The sequence below is a fragment of the Pantanalinema rosaneae CENA516 genome, from assembly GCF_050753385.1.
GTDB lineage: Bacteria > Cyanobacteriota > Cyanobacteriia > Leptolyngbyales > Leptolyngbyaceae > Pantanalinema > Pantanalinema rosaneae.
Genome location: NZ_JBLZFZ010000030.1, coordinates 44,525 through 62,395, shown reverse-complemented (window position 1 = coordinate 62,395; position 17,871 = coordinate 44,525). Strand labels below are relative to the sequence as shown.

At 50.9% G+C, this 17,871-nt stretch carries 14 protein-coding genes; 8 read left to right on the top strand and 6 right to left on the bottom strand.

Features of this window, described 5'->3' with window-relative positions; all coding sequences use genetic code 11:
• Positions 1–10: 10 nt before the first annotated feature.
• Positions 11–1,774, bottom strand: coding sequence for a penicillin-binding protein 2 (gene mrdA / locus ACN4EK_RS17835; protein WP_431659429.1), 1,764 nt, complete (start codon positions 1,772–1,774; stop codon positions 11–13).
• A 512-nt stretch (positions 1,775–2,286) separates the two neighbouring features.
• Here mrdA and ACN4EK_RS17830 point away from each other — a divergent pair.
• Positions 2,287–2,631 carry an STAS domain-containing protein gene (locus ACN4EK_RS17830; protein WP_431659427.1) on the top strand — a complete coding sequence of 115 codons (345 nt, stop codon included), beginning with the start codon at positions 2,287–2,289 and terminating at the stop codon, positions 2,629–2,631.
• Between the two features lie 136 nt (positions 2,632–2,767).
• Here the strand turns inward: ACN4EK_RS17830 and ACN4EK_RS17825 are convergent, their stop codons facing one another.
• Positions 2,768–3,919 (bottom strand): PP2C family protein-serine/threonine phosphatase, encoded by a 1,152-nt coding sequence (locus ACN4EK_RS17825; protein WP_431659426.1) that lies wholly within the window; start codon positions 3,917–3,919, stop codon positions 2,768–2,770.
• A 219-nt stretch (positions 3,920–4,138) separates the two neighbouring features.
• Between ACN4EK_RS17825 and ACN4EK_RS17820 the strand changes: the two genes are divergently transcribed.
• Positions 4,139–4,570 (top strand): ATP-binding protein, encoded by a 432-nt coding sequence (locus tag ACN4EK_RS17820; protein WP_431659424.1) that lies wholly within the window; start codon positions 4,139–4,141, stop codon positions 4,568–4,570.
• 53 nt (positions 4,571–4,623) lie between these two features.
• On the opposite strand, the gene ACN4EK_RS17815 is transcribed toward ACN4EK_RS17820, so the two are convergent.
• Both ACN4EK_RS17815 and ACN4EK_RS17810 read right to left on the bottom strand, forming a co-directional pair.
• Positions 4,624–8,922: a response regulator gene (locus ACN4EK_RS17815; RefSeq protein WP_431659423.1), complete on the bottom strand. Its 4,299-nt coding sequence runs from the start codon at positions 8,920–8,922 to the stop codon at positions 4,624–4,626.
• Between the two features lie 137 nt (positions 8,923–9,059).
• Positions 9,060–9,209 carry a hypothetical protein gene (locus ACN4EK_RS17810; protein ID WP_431659422.1) on the bottom strand — a complete coding sequence of 50 codons (150 nt, stop codon included), beginning with the start codon at positions 9,207–9,209 and terminating at the stop codon, positions 9,060–9,062.
• A gap of 289 nt (positions 9,210–9,498) precedes the next feature.
• Between ACN4EK_RS17810 and ACN4EK_RS17805 the strand changes: the two genes are divergently transcribed.
• The 6 genes from ACN4EK_RS17805 to ACN4EK_RS17780 all read left to right on the top strand — a co-directional run bounded on the left by ACN4EK_RS17805 (position 9,499) and on the right by ACN4EK_RS17780 (position 15,851).
• Entirely contained in the window at positions 9,499–9,966 is a 468-nt protein-coding gene (locus tag ACN4EK_RS17805; RefSeq protein WP_431659420.1) for a hypothetical protein, read from the top strand.
• Between the two features lie 146 nt (positions 9,967–10,112).
• Positions 10,113–10,898: a serine O-acetyltransferase gene (gene cysE, locus ACN4EK_RS17800; RefSeq protein WP_431659419.1), complete on the top strand. Its 786-nt coding sequence runs from the start codon at positions 10,113–10,115 to the stop codon at positions 10,896–10,898.
• 269 nt (positions 10,899–11,167) lie between these two features.
• Positions 11,168–12,193 carry a glycosyltransferase family protein gene (locus ACN4EK_RS17795; RefSeq protein ID WP_431659418.1) on the top strand — a complete coding sequence of 342 codons (1,026 nt, stop codon included), beginning with the start codon at positions 11,168–11,170 and terminating at the stop codon, positions 12,191–12,193.
• Between the two features lie 137 nt (positions 12,194–12,330).
• The gene (locus ACN4EK_RS17790; protein ID WP_431659417.1) at positions 12,331–13,806 is read left to right on the top strand and encodes an ABC transporter ATP-binding protein; all 1,476 of its coding nucleotides are present in this window, start codon (positions 12,331–12,333) and stop codon (positions 13,804–13,806) included.
• Positions 13,803–14,828, top strand: coding sequence for an ABC transporter permease (locus ACN4EK_RS17785; RefSeq protein ID WP_431659416.1), 1,026 nt, complete (start codon positions 13,803–13,805; stop codon positions 14,826–14,828). Before ACN4EK_RS17790 ends, ACN4EK_RS17785 begins: the two co-directional genes overlap by 4 nt.
• Before the next feature lie 30 nt (positions 14,829–14,858).
• Positions 14,859–15,851 carry an ABC transporter permease gene (locus tag ACN4EK_RS17780; RefSeq protein ID WP_431659414.1) on the top strand — a complete coding sequence of 331 codons (993 nt, stop codon included), beginning with the start codon at positions 14,859–14,861 and terminating at the stop codon, positions 15,849–15,851.
• Here ACN4EK_RS17780 and ACN4EK_RS17775 read toward each other — a convergent pair.
• Positions 15,848–16,387: a pentapeptide repeat-containing protein gene (locus ACN4EK_RS17775; RefSeq protein ID WP_431659413.1), complete on the bottom strand. Its 540-nt coding sequence runs from the start codon at positions 16,385–16,387 to the stop codon at positions 15,848–15,850. The two genes, ACN4EK_RS17780 and ACN4EK_RS17775, sit on opposite strands and share 4 nt — an antisense overlap.
• Before the next feature lie 433 nt (positions 16,388–16,820).
• Positions 16,821–17,858, bottom strand: a complete 1,038-nt coding sequence (locus ACN4EK_RS17770; RefSeq protein WP_431659412.1) for a threo-3-hydroxy-L-aspartate ammonia-lyase — start codon at positions 17,856–17,858, stop codon at positions 16,821–16,823.
• Between the last annotated feature and the right edge of the window lie 13 nt (positions 17,859–17,871).

Below are 17,871 nucleotides of genomic sequence, written 5' to 3'. Positions count from 1 at the left end.
GTCAGAATTCCTACTTCTTAGCTTTGAAATAGGTTTTATAGAGTTGATGGGCGATCGGAACCGCTGATTCAGCGCCATACCCCCCATTCTCGACGACCACAGCGACGGCAATCTCCGGTTTATCGACCGGGCCAAATCCGGCATATAGTGCATTATCCCGTTGACCTAAGACTTCAGCCGTTCCGGTTTTTCCGGCGGTTAATGGGATGGAGCCATCACTCAGTTGCCGAGCGGTGCCCTCCCGTACAACGGCAGCTAATCCCGCCCGCACGACGGCTAGGACATCCGGATTCAACCCAATTTTTTCAGGTTTCTTGGCAGCCGTGTTGGTTTGACTGGTCATCAAATGGGGTTTGACGCGCCAGCCGCCATTGGCGATCGCAGAGTACACTACTGCTAATTCCAGGGGGGTTGTTTGCACAAGTCCCTGCCCGATCGACATACTGACCGTATCGCCTCCATACCATTGTTCTTTAAATAGCTGTTCTTTCTCAGCCGGTGTAGGCACCATCCCATGACTACCGCCATCTAACTTCAAGTCGGTCAAGCTCCCGATCCCCAGTTTGCGAGACCATTTAGAGATCTCTTCGGGGCCTGTGGTTAACCCAACCTGATAGAAGAACGTATTGCTACTAAATGCCAGGGCATCGCGGAAGCCAATGACTCCATACCCACTCCCGCCATGTTCATGGAATAGATGACCCCCCAAGTTAATGTAGGCGGCGGTTCCTACCAGAGAGTCGGGAGAAAACTTGCCTGACTGCATTCCCGCGATCGCTGTGACGACCTTAAAGGTGCTGCCGGGGGGATAGCCCTGTAAGGCTCGATTGAGAAAGGGATTTTCGGCGCTTTGTAACTGCTGCCATTCGGCGCTAGAAATATTCCGGGTGAACAGATTGGGATCAAAGGTGGGGCCGCTAGCCAGGGCAAGAATGCCACCTGTTTTCACATTCATCACCACGACGGCTCCCCGCCGGTTTGCCAGGGCACGTTCTGCGGTTTTCTGTAGCTCCAGGTCAAGGGTCAGTTGAACGGGATTGCCCGATTGAGCGGGACGTTTGCCCAGGATTTTGATCTCCTGTCCCGTGGCATCTACCTCAACCAACTGCCCACCCCAAACGCCCTGAAGCTCTGAGTTGGCTAACCGCTCGATGCCCATTTGTCCAACGATCATGCCGGGGGGGTAATCGGGGTTTGCCTTCAGGTCGGTCGGGGTGGCTTCGCTGATATAACCCAAAACGTGAGCTGCCAAATTCTTTTCGGGATAATAGCGGCTGGACTCTGCCCGAATTTCTACGCCAGGGAACTGCTCAGACTTTTCTGCTAAGGCAATAAAAGCGTCACGGCTGAGGTTACGGCTAATCCGAACTGGCATAGCAGAGCGATAGCCGCTTTGTTTCAGTTTTGCCAGGATGTCTGCGGCTGGAATTTTGAGGATGCTGGCTAACCTGGGGACAGTCTGTTGCCACTCCTGTTCAGATTGTTCGCGGGCACGCAGATAGACCGATCGAGACAGGCGATTTGCAGCTAAGAGTTGGCCTTTGCGATCGACAATATTGCCCCGATCAGCAACGATCGGGATCAAAGCAATCCGATTTTGTTCTGCCCGATGGCGGTGATATTCACCCTGTACAAGTTGCAATTGCACTAAGCGGAGACCACAAGCACTCAAAAGGGCGGTTGCTGTGATCAGTAGAGCCAACGATCGTCGGGATCGCTGGGTCAGCGTTACGTTAATTAATCGACTTCTGGAGACAGATATGCCATTCGCCATCGTTGCTCACTTCCAAGGGCAGAAATGTTAGGGGACAGAAAGGAACTATTACAGAGGTCAGGTGATCGGGCTACTGTTATTCTCTCGTGCGCGATCGACAGGGTGAACGAAAGAGCTTCTACAACCTTAATCAGACCTTTGCAGAAAGGTCTAGAGGTAGATATATTTCAAAATCTATATCAACGGCATAGAACAACATCAATAGGCTTGGCTTTGCAGAGCGCTGCAACTCTACTAATATCTTGTAAGAGCTCACAAATAAGCGTTCATCTGAATACTATTCTGGGTACTCTTTATAAAGTTCTCAAACACAAGAGCCGTTCCGGAGGACTGTCGATAGGATTTCGGGTAAGTATAATGGCAGACTGAGGACGAATCTGCGCTGGATGGGTGACATTGCCGATAGATTCTGTCCAAATCATGCTTGCACACTTACGGCTGAGTCGTTGACAGGCTATGCTGAATGCTCTGCTGCTTGAGAAATATCCTCGACGTTGAGACTTAGATCACACATGGACTCTACGATTTCCACGATTAAGGTCATTCAACCCTCTGGGATCTTGAATGGCCCACAAGCGAATCAACTACGTCATGACATTCATGAGAGTCTCGAAGCTGGAGCTAGGGGGGTTCTGGTTGATCTTCAGAATGTTACGTTTATTGATAGCTCTGGGTTAGGCGGGCTTGTCTTAGCGTTTAAGTCAGCTCGGGGAACTGGTCGTAAGGTGTTTTTCTGCTCCGTGGGAGAACAAGCCAGGATGTTGTTTGAAATTACTGGCATGGATCAGGTATTTCAAATTTACCCTGACCAAAGAGAATTTGATCGAGTATTGCAGGAAACACCGGAATTAATTTAGTCCTTGAGGGTGAACTGTCTAAGTCATTGAGTTAGACAGGGTTCGTATGGGTATGCATCTACCTCTATCGAGATAGCCGAGCCAGGAGCGATCGATCCAGTTTGTGGCGAGCCATCCTGGGTACTCGTGTTACTGCCTAGCTAAACTGAATCTGTAACAACGATAGATCGTCTTCAAACGCCTCTTTGGAGTTGAGGGACTTGACATAATCCAAAATATAATTTAGCCCATGCTGATGAATGGTGTCTCGGTGTTTGGCAAGGAGTTGGATAAAGGCATCTAGCCCCCATACCTCCCCATCCGTTTGATGAATTTCGTACACCCCATCGCTAAAGATATACAATGTGCTGCGATCCTCGATCGTGCAGCGTTGATTGACAAACTTTGTATCCGGCATCATCCCAATCGGTAAACTGACCGTTTTCAATTGGCTGATTTGCAGTGTTTGATCGGCAGTTTCACTAATCAGAACCGCCGGTGGATGTCCGGCACTGGAATAGATCAATTGCCGTCTTGCCTGGTTATAAACGCCATACCAAATGGTGAAATACTTATCATTCTGGTAATCCATCTGGAAAGCTTCATTGAGGGCAGTCAGGACATGGCTAGGCTGGTAGAAATTCACGCCATCCATGGACTGGGAGCGCAGTAGATTCAACACTGAAATTGACGGTAACGCGGCTCCTAATCCATGTCCAGAAACATCGAGCAGATAGATCGCTAAGTAGTCAGGATCAAGCCAATAATAATCAAAGCAATCGCCGCCTAAATGCCGCGAGGGCACAAAGCGAGTATCAATCTTAATTTTGCGATCGAAGGGGAGGGGCAGCAGCGATCGTACATACTCTGCCGCCTCCGCTAATTCTGACTCCAAGATGCGTTTTTGATCCTGAAGATCCTGATAGACCCGATGCAGCCGTAGTCCTGCGCGTACCCTGGCTTTGAGTTCGCTACTCTCAACCGGTTTGGAGAGAAAATCATCCGCACCACTATCTAATCCCTGTACCCGGTCTTCGACCCCATCCCGAGCGGTCAATAGGATAAAGAAAATGGTGGCTAACTCTGGTTCACCTTTGATATAGCGACAGACCTCAATGCCATCCATCCGGGGCATCATCCAGTCGCAAATAATCAGAGCGGGACGTAATTGTTGGGCTTGTTTGACCCCTTCAACCCCGTCATTAGCGGTAACAACTTCGTATCCCTGTTCCTCCAACATTTTCTTTAACACTAAGCGAGCAGTTAGGTCGTCATCAATTACCAGAATTTTGGAAGGAGCGTTCGACATAGAAGCAGGAATACGGTAAAAAGTGTCCTAGAGTTAGGAACTAGCTAAAAAAAGTGCGACAATTCAGTTTATAGAACTTCTGTATATCCGATGAATATCGACTTCAATCATAAAGTTCAATTCGCTTAAACGCCTTTTTCAAGAGTTCTTAGAAATGGGATCAATTTGAGTAAACGACTATACACTATTTTCAGGGTTAAGCGCGGGGATCTTGAGCCATTGCAACCACTCTATAAATCTTCCCTTCAAGTAAATACCGACCTGAATACCCTTGCTCAAGTGCTGGAGTGGTTCGATCAGTTGAATGGACCACCCATTCCTTACCATGCCTGGTTGGAGTGCCAACTGGCTTTGGCGGAAGGATTTACGAATGCAGTACGCCATGCTCATAAAGGCTTGCCAATAGATGTTCCCATTGAGATGGAGGTCAAGGTCTATACCGATCAATTAGAGATTCGGATTTGGGACTATGGGCAACCTTTTGATCTGCATCAACGCTTAGAGAGTATGCCTCAAGAGTTAGATTCTGAAGCAGAGGGTGGGCGGGGCTTGCGGCTCATGCAGCGAATTGCAGATTCCTTAAGCTATACTCGCTTTTCGGATGAGCGTAACTGCTTACTGCTTGTTAAAAAATACCTACCGCTCCCCTAAGAATACCCTATCCAGGCAGCCGCATTAATCCGGAATCCTGCGAGTTGTCTCAATTAAGCTTGATTGGTCAGAAACCTCCGCACTTGTTCCAGCGATCGTTGCAAGTCGGTTAAGCGATCGCTGCCTCCCTCCAGTTGCTGGTAGCGAGCCTGTTGTTCTAACTCAGAAGCCGTTGCTTGCATCAGGTAGAGTCCGACATTGGCGCTGGCTCCTTTAACGTGATGGGCTGCCTGTTCCAGTGCCAGAAAATTTTGTTCGGCGATCGCCTGTTGAATGGTTTTTAAGTGCAGATCGGTATCGTTGACAAAGGTTTGGAGAATTTCTAGCTCAAACTCTGGGCTGTCATCACAAATTTGGTGCAAATGTTCCCAATCGATCGGTAACTCTGTGATGGACGACGGATTTCGCCGATCGACGGTACTGAGCTCAGCAGTGGTGGTAGCAGGATGAACCGATTCTTGAGGCATGGATCGTAAGATGTCACTCCAATAAGTCAGTTTACTCGCAAGCTTCGCTTTGAGAATTGGTTTACTTAAGTAGTCGTCCATGCCTGCATCCAGACACCGTCGCCGATCTTCCTTCATGGCGTTAGCGGTTAAGGCAATGATGATGGTGTGGTGGGTGTCACTTTCTAACCGCCGAATTTCTTGCGTCGTGGTGTAGCCATCCAATACCGGCATCTGACAGTCCATCAGCACCAGGTCGTAGGTAATCTGTGCCATCATCTGTAACGCTTCTTGACCGTTGGCGGCGACATCTGCCAGATAACCCAGATTTTTTAACTGGTTCAGGGTGACTTTTTGGTTAACGATGTTATCCTCAACCAGCAAAATTTTTAGCTTGGAAATGGGTTTTCCGGCGGGAGGTGTCGTCGGGCAGCTTGGGGCTGGAGCCGCCCCCGATCGCAACTGATCCGGAGATTGTGCCAGGGTATTGACAATGCAATCTAATAGCCGGGATTGTTTGACGGGTTTGACCAGATAGGCAGAGAAGCCCATTTGCAGCATGCGTCTGGCTCCACCCCAATGATTCAGAGAAGTCATCATGATCAGCTTGGTGTCTGCCAACAGGGGATCGGCTTTAATCTGTCGCCCTAACATTTCGCCATCCATCAAGGGCATTTGCATATCCAAAATTACTAGATCGTAGGGCTGTCCTGCCTTTGCCTGGTGGCGTAATTGCTCCAACGCCGCGATCGCCCCTTCGGCTTCGTCCACCTGCATGCCCCAGGCAGACACCTGATAGCGCAAGACCTTGCGATTAGTAGCATTATCATCGACTACCAGTAACCGTAGCTGACTTAAGTCCAGTGAGGGGGGAATCAGATGATTAACCGAAGCGATCGTGGGCGCTTGTTTGTTCAGCGTCACCGTAAACCAGAACCGGGATCCCTGACCTTCCACGCTGTCTACGCCAATCTCACCGCCCATCAGTTCCACCAGTTGCCGGGAGATTGCCAGCCCTAACCCTGTGCCACCGTAGCGACGGGTGGTAGACGCATCAACCTGACAGAAGGGACGGAACAGTTTTTGTTGGGCTTCGGGCGGGATGCCAATGCCGGTATCAATCACCGAAAAGGTAATGGTTGCGGTTGTGGCTGCTTCTGCCTTCAGAGCCGCCTGAATCACCACCTCCCCTGTTTCCGTAAATTTGATAGCATTACTGACTAAATTGGTCAGGATTTGGCGTAATCGGCTGACATCTCCTTTGAGTTGGGTGGGTAAGTTGCGATAGATCAATGTTGCCAATTCCAAACCCTTTGTATGGGCAGCCGCCGCCAGCAGATCCGCCACTTCTTCAATACAGGTATTGAGATCAAAGTCGAGAATTTCCAGTTCCATCTCGCCCGCTTCCAGTTTCGAGAAGTCGAGGATTTCATTAATCAAGGTCAGCAAGGTTTCGCCGCTGCCGCGAATGGTTTCGACAAAATCGCGTTGCTCGGCATCCAAGTTGGTATCCATTAACAATCCGGTCATGCCCAAAACGGCATTCATGGGAGTCCGGATTTCGTGGCTCATGGTTGCCAGAAAGGTACTCTTCATCTGCGATGCCCGTTCTGCTTCTCGGCGGGCTTGCTCCAATGCCAGATTTTGCTGGGCAAGTTGTTCCCGTTGTTGGGTTTCTTGCTCCAGTAAGTAGGCCTGGGCGATCGCGATGCCCACCTGATCCGCCAGTTGACTCAAGAACTCCGTTTCAAACGATCGCCATTGGCGGGAACTCGTACATTGATGGGCAATCAATAGCCCCCAAAGTTGCGGTTTTTGGGTAGCCCCGCGTCCCTGAATAATCGGTACGACCAAACTGGCTTTGACCTGAAATTGCTCTAGCATTTGGCGGTAGCAGGGACTCAGGTCTGCCTGGGCAATATCCACCATGACACTAGTGCCCCAACGATAATATTTTTGCCAGAGTCCATCCTGAAAGCAGGTGTCGTGGATTTGCACACCCAATGCGGATACACATTGACTATTAACCGCTTCCACTACGATCGTGCCCGACCAATCTGGCTCAAACCGATAAATCAACACCCGGTCTGCCTGGAGGAATTGCCGCACTTCTGCCACGGTGGTATTGAGAATTTCATCCAGGTTCAAAGATTGGCGAATTCGTAGGGTAATCGCTGCCAGCAAATAGGCTTGATGGTTTTGACTTTGCAGTTCTTCTTCTGCTTGTCTGCGATCGGTAATGTCCCGGTAGTACCACAGCCGACCGTAGGGTTCGCCATCGGGAGACAGGATCGGACTGGAGTAGCGATCGAGGACTCGTCCATCTTTGAGCAAAATTTCGTCGTAGATGACCCCCTGGGGATAGTTGTGAATATAACAACTGGTTTCTGGACAAATCTCGGGGCGATGCAGTTGCGATCGCATCCAGGCAAATAGCTGTTCTAGATCCCCCCATTCCAGCAGGTCTTCTGGGAGTTGCCAGATCTGGCAAAAGCGATGGTTATAGCTAACAATATTTTTTTGTTCGTCTAAGACCAGAATGCCGTCGATTACCGCTTCCTGCTGGGCTTTGAGCAGCGAGTTACTCCGGTGCAAGGCTTCCTCGGCTCGTTTGCGCTCCATGAATTGACCAATTTGCCGACCGATCGCCGCCATCATTTGCATCAAGCCATTATCTGGGTGCCGCACTTCCCGACTAAATAAGGTGATCACTCCCAGGGAACCGTTGCCGCTCAGGATGGGAAAGCCAAAGGCACTGTGTAAGCCACCACGAATGGCGACCTCTTGATTCAAGAAGTTATCGTCATCCGCAATATCATTAATCCATAAGGGTTCGCCAGAACTCCAGACCCGCCCGGCTCCGCCTTCTCCGGGGGCAAATGTACACTCTTGGGTAACTTGCTCAAATTCAGCCAGGTTTAACGGATCACGATGCCAACTCGCGACCCAACGCAGTAAGTTTGCCGATTGATCGATCGCCCAGAGTTGCCCCAAATCCCAGCCTAGGGTTTGGCAGATGGCTTGCAGGAGTCGAGGAGTCGCTTCTTGCAGACTGGTGGATTCGGATAATAGCTGAGCCGCCGCATATTGCAAGCTCAAACGTTGTTGGGTATGTTTACGTTCGCTGACATCCCGGATAATCATCAGCACTTCGTCTTCACCCGTTGCGACAATCCGGGCTTCCTCGTCGTGTAGGACGTTGTTGATCAACAGTTGATATTCACAAAATTGAGTTTCACCCGTCGCTAACGCCTGTTCTCGACACTGTCGCCGCTCGGCTGCGATCGCAGGTGGCAGTAACTCCTCCTCGCGTTTGCCAATCACCTCTTGCCAGGGAACAATGGTGTCAAAATGTTTGGCAGGCTTCACGTCCAGATAAGTACCATTGCGACTGACGCGTAACATTAAGTCAGGAATGGCGTTGAGCAAGAGATGATTCCGCTCTTCACTTTTGCGTAATGCTGCTTCAATGCGTTTGCGCTCAGTAATGTCTTGAATCTGGGAAATAAAGCAGGGTGGTCTGTTATGACTGCTGCGGAGCAAGGAAACGCTAAGTAATACCCAAACAATATGTCCCTGCTGATGGAAATAGCGTTTCTCTAGTTGATAGGATTCAATTTCACCTTTGATCAACTGTTCGGCGTATGCCAGGTCGGTTTCCAGATCATCGGGGTGGGTAAGTGCCTGAAAGGTAGTGGCTAACAATTCTGCCTCAGAGTAGCCAACGATCGCACAGAGGGAGCGATTCACCTGTAACCACTGACCCTCGATCGCCACCAATGCCATGCCGATCGGGGCATAGTGGAAGGCGTTGCTAAACAGCTCATGGCTCAGGTGGGGGTCTAGTTCCTGAAGTCGATATAAAGCCGTTTGGGCTACTGGTTTGTCAGGCGGTGGCGCTGTCATAATCCGTTTCTAGCCTCAATTCACAACTTTAGATCGCCAAGGGACAGAGTCGTTATAGATTGTTGATAACCATTAGTTTGTTATCGGATAAATTAATCACTGTCCTCTTCTTCTAAGAGTTCCCGCGAACCTCAGGATTAACCAGTGCTGAAACCATGACTTGGGCGATCGCGACCATTGCGCCACTCTTGGGAGACTAGGTTGCCGATGTGGATCAATCCCGCAGAAACCAGGATAACAATCCTAGACCGATCGCCCAGCCTATCCAGGTTGGGATGTGCAGCCATCCGAACGGCACCACAAATAATTGGTTAAACATCCATCCTAGTAAAATCAGGACTGCCAAAAGTCCTAAAGCCATTGTGCTCTGCCAACTCGATCAGACTCTGCAATTCTGACAGAATTAACCCCAACTGAAAACCTGCATTGTCACTCCACTGAACCACGGGTGCAAAACTTGATTGTATCCAGAACTGAAGCGATCGCCGGAATTCAAGCTTGCGTAATTGTTGTCACCACGCCTGATGTTGTTATTAGGGTGATCGCGAAACGAATCATTTTTAGGATTGAATGGATATGAAGACGAATTATCAACGGGTGGGCTGGGTAATCTTGCTGCTAGGGGTAGGGCTATCTCCCGCCGTAGCGCAGCCGCCTAATTTTGGCTCATTAACCCTTAGTTCTAGCCAGCCATCGGGTCGTTTGTCCGGCACGATCGCGGGAGCCACCTCCCTACCGGCGATCGTCAGTAATACCGACATGCATCAGAGGAAGTGCTTGGGCTTTGGCGATCCGAATCCTGACCATACCTTGATCCTCAAAGAGGACATGTCGCGATTAACCTTACAAGTCAACAGTGGCGGAGCCGATACGACTCTTGTTGTCCAAGGATCGGATGGGACGGTGCGGTGTGGCGACGATACCGGAACGAATAAGGATGCCAGCATTACCGACACGAACTGGAAGACGGGGATCTATAAAGTCTGGGTGGGTGCGGCGACTCCGGGGATGCGGCGAGACTATACCTTGACGATTCGCCCATAGGTCTGAGGGAGCGAAATCACCGGGGATCTACTCATGCTTCATCAAGCCTTGACATGGTATGCCATTTCTTAACTAGTGGTTTATCACGGGCGATCGCTAGAAGGTTAAGATAGATTGAGGTCATTTAGTCAAGGCTAGACTTCACCGTGTTATCGACTCTCCTTGCTGACTTCCGTATTATTTTTGAACGCGATCCGGCTGCCCGCAACGCGCTAGAGGTGCTGTTTTGCTATCCCGGTTTGCAGGCGCTCCTATTCCATCGCTTTGCCCACTGGTTATATGTCCTGGGATTACCATTCATTCCTCGGCTGATTTCGCATATCGCGCGGTTTCTGACCGGGATTGAGATTCATCCGGGTGCCCAAATTGGGCAGGGCGTGTTTATTGATCACGGGATGGGAGTGGTGATTGGGGAAACCGCGATCGTCGGTGACTATGCCCTGATCTATCAAGGGGTGACATTGGGTGGAACTGGGAAAGAAAGCGGGAAACGCCACCCGACCCTGGGAGAAAATGTCGTCGTTGGAGCAGGCGCTAAAGTTTTAGGAAATCTGCTGATTGGCAATAATGTCCGGATTGGCGCTGGCTCAGTCGTGTTACGGGATGTGCCGTCGGATTGTACGGTCGTCGGTGTGCCGGGTCGGATTGTTTTCCGCTCGGGGGAACGGGTGGGTCCGTTGGAGCATGGACGGTTGCCGGATTCGGAAGCCCAAGCGATTCGTGCCTTGGTCGATCGGATTGAGGCATTAGAACAGCAATTGCAAGGGTTACAACAGCCTGTTGGTGCGCCAGCCGAGAGGGCTTTAGTTCCAGTCGGAGTTAGTGCAGACCGGGAAGCCTTGCCGTTAGACCATCAGAATCCTGGCAGCGCTCCTAAATGTCGGCTCAGCGATCGTATTCTGGAAGAGTTTTTTGATGGAGCGGGAATCTAAGCTCAACTTGGAACAATTGCATGAGCAAGCAGGGGCACATCTCAGATGTGCCCTATTTTTTGTTGGATCAAACGGTTTGTAACTGAGAATCTATCTCAATGAAGATGAGAACGCCATTGTTCTCGTGATAGTTTCTCTTTCATTGGATAGCTGATTCTATAGCGGCTGAGGAAGCGATCTTAAGCGATCGCGTCCTGGCTTAACGTGCCCGTTATCAAGCAGAGCTAAGCGGTTTTCCGCCATTTTTAATATCTTATCAGGGTAATCTAATGCGGTTTATTTTTCTCATTCCCGAACTGGATACAAGTCGTTTCCGGAAAGTCGTTGCACGGTTAACCCAAAAGGCTCGGCTGCAATTTTTCAAAGATTTAGAACGCAAACGGTTTATGCGGACGGATTTTGCCTTCGGTGGCACCCTCAATTTGATGCGTCACTGCAAAATTGCTCGTGATTGTGGTGCCGATGCTTACATGGCAACCATTCGCGGCATTGATACCTACGGCAAAGCTGGCATTCCTGGCATCCCGTTTATGCGCTGGGCAGATCGACAGCCGGATGATGTCTGCATTGTGCCCGACTTTGTGAGCGATTTAATTGATGAAGTCGAAGGTCGTGCGATCGCTTACTTGCAAGTTCCCACCTTTACATTAAATAATTTCGACTATCAAGCCGATCGGGTGGCACTTTGGACGGATTCTCCCTTCATGCAGGAGATTTGTGAAAGGACTTATCCCGGCAAGGCGATCGAGATTGTGCCAAACATTGTGGATAACCAATTGTTTCCCTTTGTGCCCCAGTCCCAACGGGAACCCGGCTTAGTATTTGCCTTTCCCCGGAAAGGACCTGAGTACATTGCCCAAACCCAGGCAGCGTATCAACGACTGGGAGGGAACTATTGGCGATTTGAGTTAATTGACGGATTAACGATTCGTGAATTAGCCCATGAGTTTCGTCGTCCGCAAGTTTTCCTGGCTTCTGCTGACGTGGAAGGGTGTGCGTTGCCGCCGCAGGAATCAATGGCATCGGGGGTTGTAGTGGTTGGGAAAACCGCGCGAGGTGCCAACTTCTGTATGGAGCATAGACAAACGGCAATGGTTGCTGAAACGCCGGAAGCGGCGGCACAGTGTTTGCTGGAGTTAGAGCAGGCTGAATTGCGCGATCGCATTTCCCGGCAAGCGTATCAAGCCATCCGTTACTTTTTCCCATCGGAAGAACCCACGCGATTTTGGCAACGGTGTATTCAGCAATACGAGCGGAGCACTCGCCCATCTAAGGTGTATGCAACCAGCCGCTAAATCCGGCGACTGACGATCGCGATCGCCTTTGCCACCCATGATTCGCGCATGGCAACAGTCCTCAAATGTTCCAAGTAATCAGTTGAGAACGGATGAAATAGGCACAATGGAGGCGATCGCTGATACGATTGATCGCGATGAAGGTGGAACTGCTACATATTCAGAAACGCTTTGGTCAGGTAAAGGCTAATGATGATGTTTCTCTCGCCGTAGAGGCAGGCTGCATTCATGGTCTATTGGGAGAAAACGGGGCTGGCAAAAGCACTCTAGTTAAGATCCTTAGTGGATTTGTTACCCGTGATGCGGGTCAAGTCAAACTATCAGGGCGACCCGTTGATCTGCACACTCCGGCGGCGGCTATTCGAGCGGGCATCGGCATGTTGCATCAAGATCCGTTGGATTTTCCGCCCCTGTCAGTGTTGGATAACTTTATGGCAGGTAGACCGGGGGACATCTGGCTCGATCGCCCTCAAGCCCGCCATATATTACAGCGACTCGCGGCTCAATTCGATTTTGATCTTGATCCCTATGCCATTGTGCGGCATCTGACCGTGGGTGAACGCCAACAGCTAGAACTACTGCGGCTGTTATCTTTGGGAGTGCAGGTATTAATTTTAGATGAGCCGACTACAGGCATTTCTGCTTCTCAGAAAACCGCCCTGTTTGCGGCACTGAAACAACTGGCTGCCCAGGGCAAAGCCATCATTTTTGTCTCCCATAAGCTCGAAGATGTGGCTGAATTGTGTGATCAGGTTACGGTGATGCGGCAGGGGCAGGTCGTGGGGCATTTACCCATGCCTTGCTCCGACCAACGGTTAGTACAGCTTATGTTCGGGCGGGAACTGGCAACGCCTACCAAGCCACCGACTCGTCGCCCAGAGGTGGCTGTGCAATTAACGGATGTGCGGATAGCCACCGATCGACTGGCGATGAAACTGGGTAATCTGACCGTACATCAAGGCGAAATCCTTGGCTTGGCAGGGTTGGAAGGCAGTGGTCAGCAAGCATTGTTACTGTTGTGTGCGGGATTGTTGCCTGCTGCTAGTGGAACGGTGACGCTGGATGGGGTGGACATGACCCACAAACCCTATGCCGAGTATCTCCAGGCTGGAGTGGGCTACTCCCCTGCCGATCGCTTGCAGGATGGCTTAGTTCCCGGTTTAACCATTCAAGACCATATTGCCCTGCGGACTCCGAGCCATCGCTGGTTGATCGATTGGCAAAGGATGTTGACTAAAGCCCAGCAGACGATCGCGGTATTTAATATTCGAGGGCAACCTCAGTCGCGGGTGGAACAACTGTCTGGTGGTAATCAGCAACGCACCCAATTGGCATTGTTACCTGTGCCCCTAAATCTGTTGTTAATGGAACATCCGACCCGTGGTTTGGATATTGAATCAGCCCTATGGGTCTGGCAGCAATTGATTGCCCGCTGCCAGGGTGGCACGACCATTTTATTTATGTCCTCGGATCTGGATGAAATCATGCAATATAGCGATCGGGTGCTGGTGTTTAGTGGTGGACAACTGTCTGCCCCGATTCCAGTCACGGAACTGACCGTTGATCGCCTGGGAGAACTGATCGGCGGTCGCTTGGAGGCTCGTTCATCATGACCCGATCGCTGTCCTATCAAACCGCCGCGTTAATTTTATCGCTAGGGCTGATTGGCGGCATTATCCTGATCGCCGGGGGTTCACCGTGGCAAGTGCTGACCAGTATCGGCATGGGTGCCTTGGGTACCCCCGATCGTCTTGCCCGAGTCGCGGCTACCTTAGCTCCATTGTTGCTCTGTACCAGTGGTCTGTTATTCACCTTTACGGCTGGCTTATATAACTTAGGGATTGAAGGTCAAATCGTCAGTGGAGCGATCGCGGCGACCTTTGTCGTCCGGCTGACTCAAGCCGTATTGCCACCTGGGCTGGTAATGCTACTGGCGATCGGGGCAGGCATGATCGGCGGGATGCTCTGGGGCTTACTGGCTGGAGTGTTACATGTCTACGGACGGGTGAATGATATCTTTGCCGGGTTGGGCTTAAACTTCGTTGCCGATGGCTTGGCACTCTACCTGATCTTTGGGCCCTGGAAGAAAGCTGGAGTTGCTTCGATGAGTGGCACCGAACAATTGCCTGAATCGCTCTGGTTGCCCACCTGGGGACGCACCGACTTTAGCCCGATCGCCCTCCTATTAGGATTAGCGGCTGTTGTCCTAACCTTCATTGTGTTACGGGGTACTTACTTCGGTCTGCAACTCCGGGCCGTGGGACAAAACCTGCGAGCCTCCTACATTTTAGGCATTCCTGCCATTCGGCAACTCATGAGTGCCTTTGCTATTTGTGGTGGCTTAGCGGGACTGGCGGGAGCCTTACAGGTTTTAGGAATTTTTCATCGCTTAATCCCCAATGTTTCCAGTGGTTTAGGCTTCCTGGGACTCTTAGTTGCCATGTTGATTGGGTCGAACATCTGGTTGATAGTGCCTGTGGCTAGCTTTTTTAGCCTGCTGAATGTGGGTAGTCTGCAACTGCCGCTGTCTCTGAACCTGGAATCATCACTCTCCGGGGTGATTCAAGGCGTGTTAGTGCTATTCGCTATTCTCAGTCGCGGCTTGAGCCAGATTACCAGGCCCACCTCCCCATAACCCCATCTCCCCTATCTTCCTGACCTCCCTATGTCCCTCCCGCCAATTATCCCCATCCTCTCAGTCGCGATCGCCACCTCTACCCCGTTAGTCTTCGCTTGCCTCGGTGAAACCATTACAGAACGATCGGGGGTGATTAACCTGTCGGCAGAGGGGACTGTGATGTTAGCCGCCATGACCGCCTTTGCGATCGCCAAAACGACCGAAGGGTTGGGTACGTTTCCCTGCTTGGTATTAGGGTTTGCGGGAGCCGGATTGGTTGGGGCACTGATCGCTGCGATCGTGGCATTTGGCGCTTTGACGCTCAAGCAATCTCAGGTTGCGATCGGGTTTGTGCTGGCCCTACTTTGTGCCGATCTATCCGCGTTTCTCGGTAATGCGTTCGTGCGGATTCCAGGACCCACGGTGCCCAGTTTCAAACTGCCAGGACTGCAACAGATTCCGGTGCTTGGTGAACTGTTCTTTCAAAGTGATGTCTTAGTCTATGCCAGCTATTTGCTGATTCTGCTGACCTGGCTGTATTTCTATCGATCGCGCCCAGGATTGATGTTACGAGCGATCGGAGAACAACCGGCGGCGGCGTTTGCGCGGGGAACTAATGTCGTGCGAATGCGCTACCTGTATACCATGCTGGGGGGAGCCTTGATGGGCATGGCGGGGGCAGCTTTTTCCCTCGATTTCAAGGCAGGTTGGAGTTATCGGCATACGGCAGGGTATGGCTGGATTGCGCTGGCGATCGTGATTTTTGGGGGCTGGAATCCGCTCCGGGTTGCCCTGAGTTGTTACTTGTTTGGCATCCTGCAATCCCTGGCGAGTGTGGTGCAGAGTACCATCCCGCAAGTGCCCACCCAGGTTTTGCCGATCGCCCCCTTTGTCCTGATGATCCTGCTGTTAGTGTTGACCTCTAGCCGTTGGCTAGAAATGCTGTTTAGTCAGCTTCCCGATCGTGTCCGGCGGATGGCGACCCAGACTATTAGTAGTACCCCTCCGGCGGCTTTAGGGAAGGCATTTGAGCAGGATTAATCTGCTGCATCCTGGCGATGCCCATCGGGAAAGGTGGTGGTTTTGTCCAGGTAGGCTCCCGTCAAGTCTGCCTGCTGTGCCCGAAACAAATTGGCTCCACTCAGTTGAGCATTGACAAACTGGGCTTTGTCTAAATTGGCACGACTGAGATTGGCATTGGTCAAATTGCAATCTGTCAAGTCAGCATGATAAAAATCTGCGCCCTGGAGATCGGCATCGGCTAAATTAACCTGCTGCAACTTGGCAAACCGGAGATTTGCCCGCGAGAGATTCGCTCCTCGCAGATCGGCTCCCGAAAGATCGGCTTGATAAAGTTGAATATCACCCAATTCTGCCTTCTGCAAATTTGCTTTTGACAGATTAACTTGATTTAAATTGGCATAGGGTAAATGTACCCCAGTTAAATTACTGTGTGAAAAATCCGCTTCAGGTAGATTAGCTTCAAACAGATACGCATCACTAACATCTACATACCGAAAATCTCGCCTCCCAGTTGCATATTGTGACAGTAACTCTTCCGAACTCAGTTTCTCCATGTGCTGTGGATTAGACAGTATGCTCTTAGGCTCGTTGGCTTGCTGTAATCATGGTTTGAAACAGCCCAAAACCTTGCAACCACAGAAGTCATGACAGGCGATCGATGCAGATCACAGGTCAAGCAAAGACGGGTGGTGCAAGCATAACGACATACCTAATAAGGTAAAGCAATGTAAATTTAAGTTAGCTTTCCTTAACCTTTTCTTTTGTTTAGTTGGATTTATGATTCAGATTACGTTTGTAAAACCTTGAGTGATTGACAATTGGCGATCGTGAACCCACCCTTAACCCTAGTTTCTGGAAGGGGCTTAGCAACATAAAGTAAAAATTAAGTTCCTTTGGGAACAATCCAATAAAAATGATCCCAGACCTTAAGAATTAACTACCGTTCTAACTCATCCTCTCCCTTATCTCCCCCATCTCCTATCCCCCTCAACTCAACTCCCCCGCCCAGGGTTGCTTTACCTGCCCTTTGGGTGGTTTACCCGTTTTTGCCAGCAGTTTACTAATCTGTTTCACATCCACATTGCCACCCGTAATCAGCACTCCAATCCGGGCATCCGGCAGTGCCACAACTCCTTCTAGCAATGCGGCGGCGGCCAAGGCACCCGTTGGTTCCACCACAATTTTCATCCGTTCCCAGAGAAAGGCGACAGTGCGAGCGATCGCGGCTTCTGACACCGTCACCATATCTGACACATAATGCAGCACTAAGGGAAAGGTCAACTGACCGAGCGAGGGAGTGCGGGCACCGTCGGCGATCGTATCGGGATTCTGGACGGTTTGTAGGGTTTTGCTGTAGAACGATCGGGTGGCATCATCGGCGCGTTTGGGTTCCACCCCGACGACTTTGCAGCCTGGAGCCAGGGCACTCGCCGCGATCGCGCTGCCGGATAGCAAACCTCCCCCACCACAACACACCAGTAACAGATCTAATGTGCCGACTTCTTCCAGCAGTTCTTTGGCGGCGGTTCCCTGTCCAGCTATTACCTGGGCATTGTCATAGGGATGGATCAGGGTTAAACCCCGATCGGTGGCGATCGTCTGGGCGAATTCTTCCCGATTGGTGGTCAACCGATTAAATAAGATCACCTCGGCACCATAACCTCGCGTGGCTTCCTGTTTCACCTCTGGGGCATCATCGGGCATGACGATCGTCGTGGGAATCTTCAGTAACCGTCCGGCTAAGGCGATCGCCTGGGCATGATTGCCGGAGGACATTGCTAACACGCCTTGTTGCCGCTCCTCAGCCGAGAGTTGCGCTAGGGCATTGTAAGCCCCCCGAAATTTAAATGATCCGGTGCGTTGGAAATTCTCACATTTAAAGAAAACCTGGCTACGGGTACGCTGATTGACGGTGGTAGAGGTGAAAACAGGGGTGCGGTGTGCCTGTCCGGTTAACCGTGTGGCAGCCGCAACAATATCAGCATAGGTAACGGGTAGAGGTGTAGCAGGCGAGTCAGAAGCCATGACAGTTGTGCTT

What these genes read in the sequence shown, in the direction of transcription:
- mrdA (WP_431659429.1), bottom strand. Translation starts at nt 1,774, where the DNA reads ATGGCGAATGGCATATCTGTCTCCAGAAGTCGATTAATTAACGTAACG.
- ACN4EK_RS17830 (WP_431659427.1), top strand. Translation starts at nt 2,287, where the DNA reads ATGGACTCTACGATTTCCACGATTAAGGTCATTCAACCCTCTGGGATC.
- ACN4EK_RS17825 (WP_431659426.1), bottom strand. Translation starts at nt 3,919, where the DNA reads ATGTCGAACGCTCCTTCCAAAATTCTGGTAATTGATGACGACCTAACT.
- ACN4EK_RS17815 (WP_431659423.1), bottom strand. Translation starts at nt 8,922, where the DNA reads ATGACAGCGCCACCGCCTGACAAACCAGTAGCCCAAACGGCTTTATAT.
- ACN4EK_RS17810 (WP_431659422.1), bottom strand. Translation starts at nt 9,209, where the DNA reads ATGGCTGCACATCCCAACCTGGATAGGCTGGGCGATCGGTCTAGGATT.
- ACN4EK_RS17805 (WP_431659420.1), top strand. Translation starts at nt 9,499, where the DNA reads ATGAAGACGAATTATCAACGGGTGGGCTGGGTAATCTTGCTGCTAGGG.
- ACN4EK_RS17795 (WP_431659418.1), top strand. Translation starts at nt 11,168, where the DNA reads ATGCGGTTTATTTTTCTCATTCCCGAACTGGATACAAGTCGTTTCCGG.
- ACN4EK_RS17790 (WP_431659417.1), top strand. Translation starts at nt 12,331, where the DNA reads ATGAAGGTGGAACTGCTACATATTCAGAAACGCTTTGGTCAGGTAAAG.
- ACN4EK_RS17785 (WP_431659416.1), top strand. Translation starts at nt 13,803, where the DNA reads ATGACCCGATCGCTGTCCTATCAAACCGCCGCGTTAATTTTATCGCTA.
- ACN4EK_RS17780 (WP_431659414.1), top strand. Translation starts at nt 14,859, where the DNA reads ATGTCCCTCCCGCCAATTATCCCCATCCTCTCAGTCGCGATCGCCACC.
- ACN4EK_RS17775 (WP_431659413.1), bottom strand. Translation starts at nt 16,387, where the DNA reads ATGGAGAAACTGAGTTCGGAAGAGTTACTGTCACAATATGCAACTGGG.
- ACN4EK_RS17770 (WP_431659412.1), bottom strand. Translation starts at nt 17,858, where the DNA reads ATGGCTTCTGACTCGCCTGCTACACCTCTACCCGTTACCTATGCTGAT.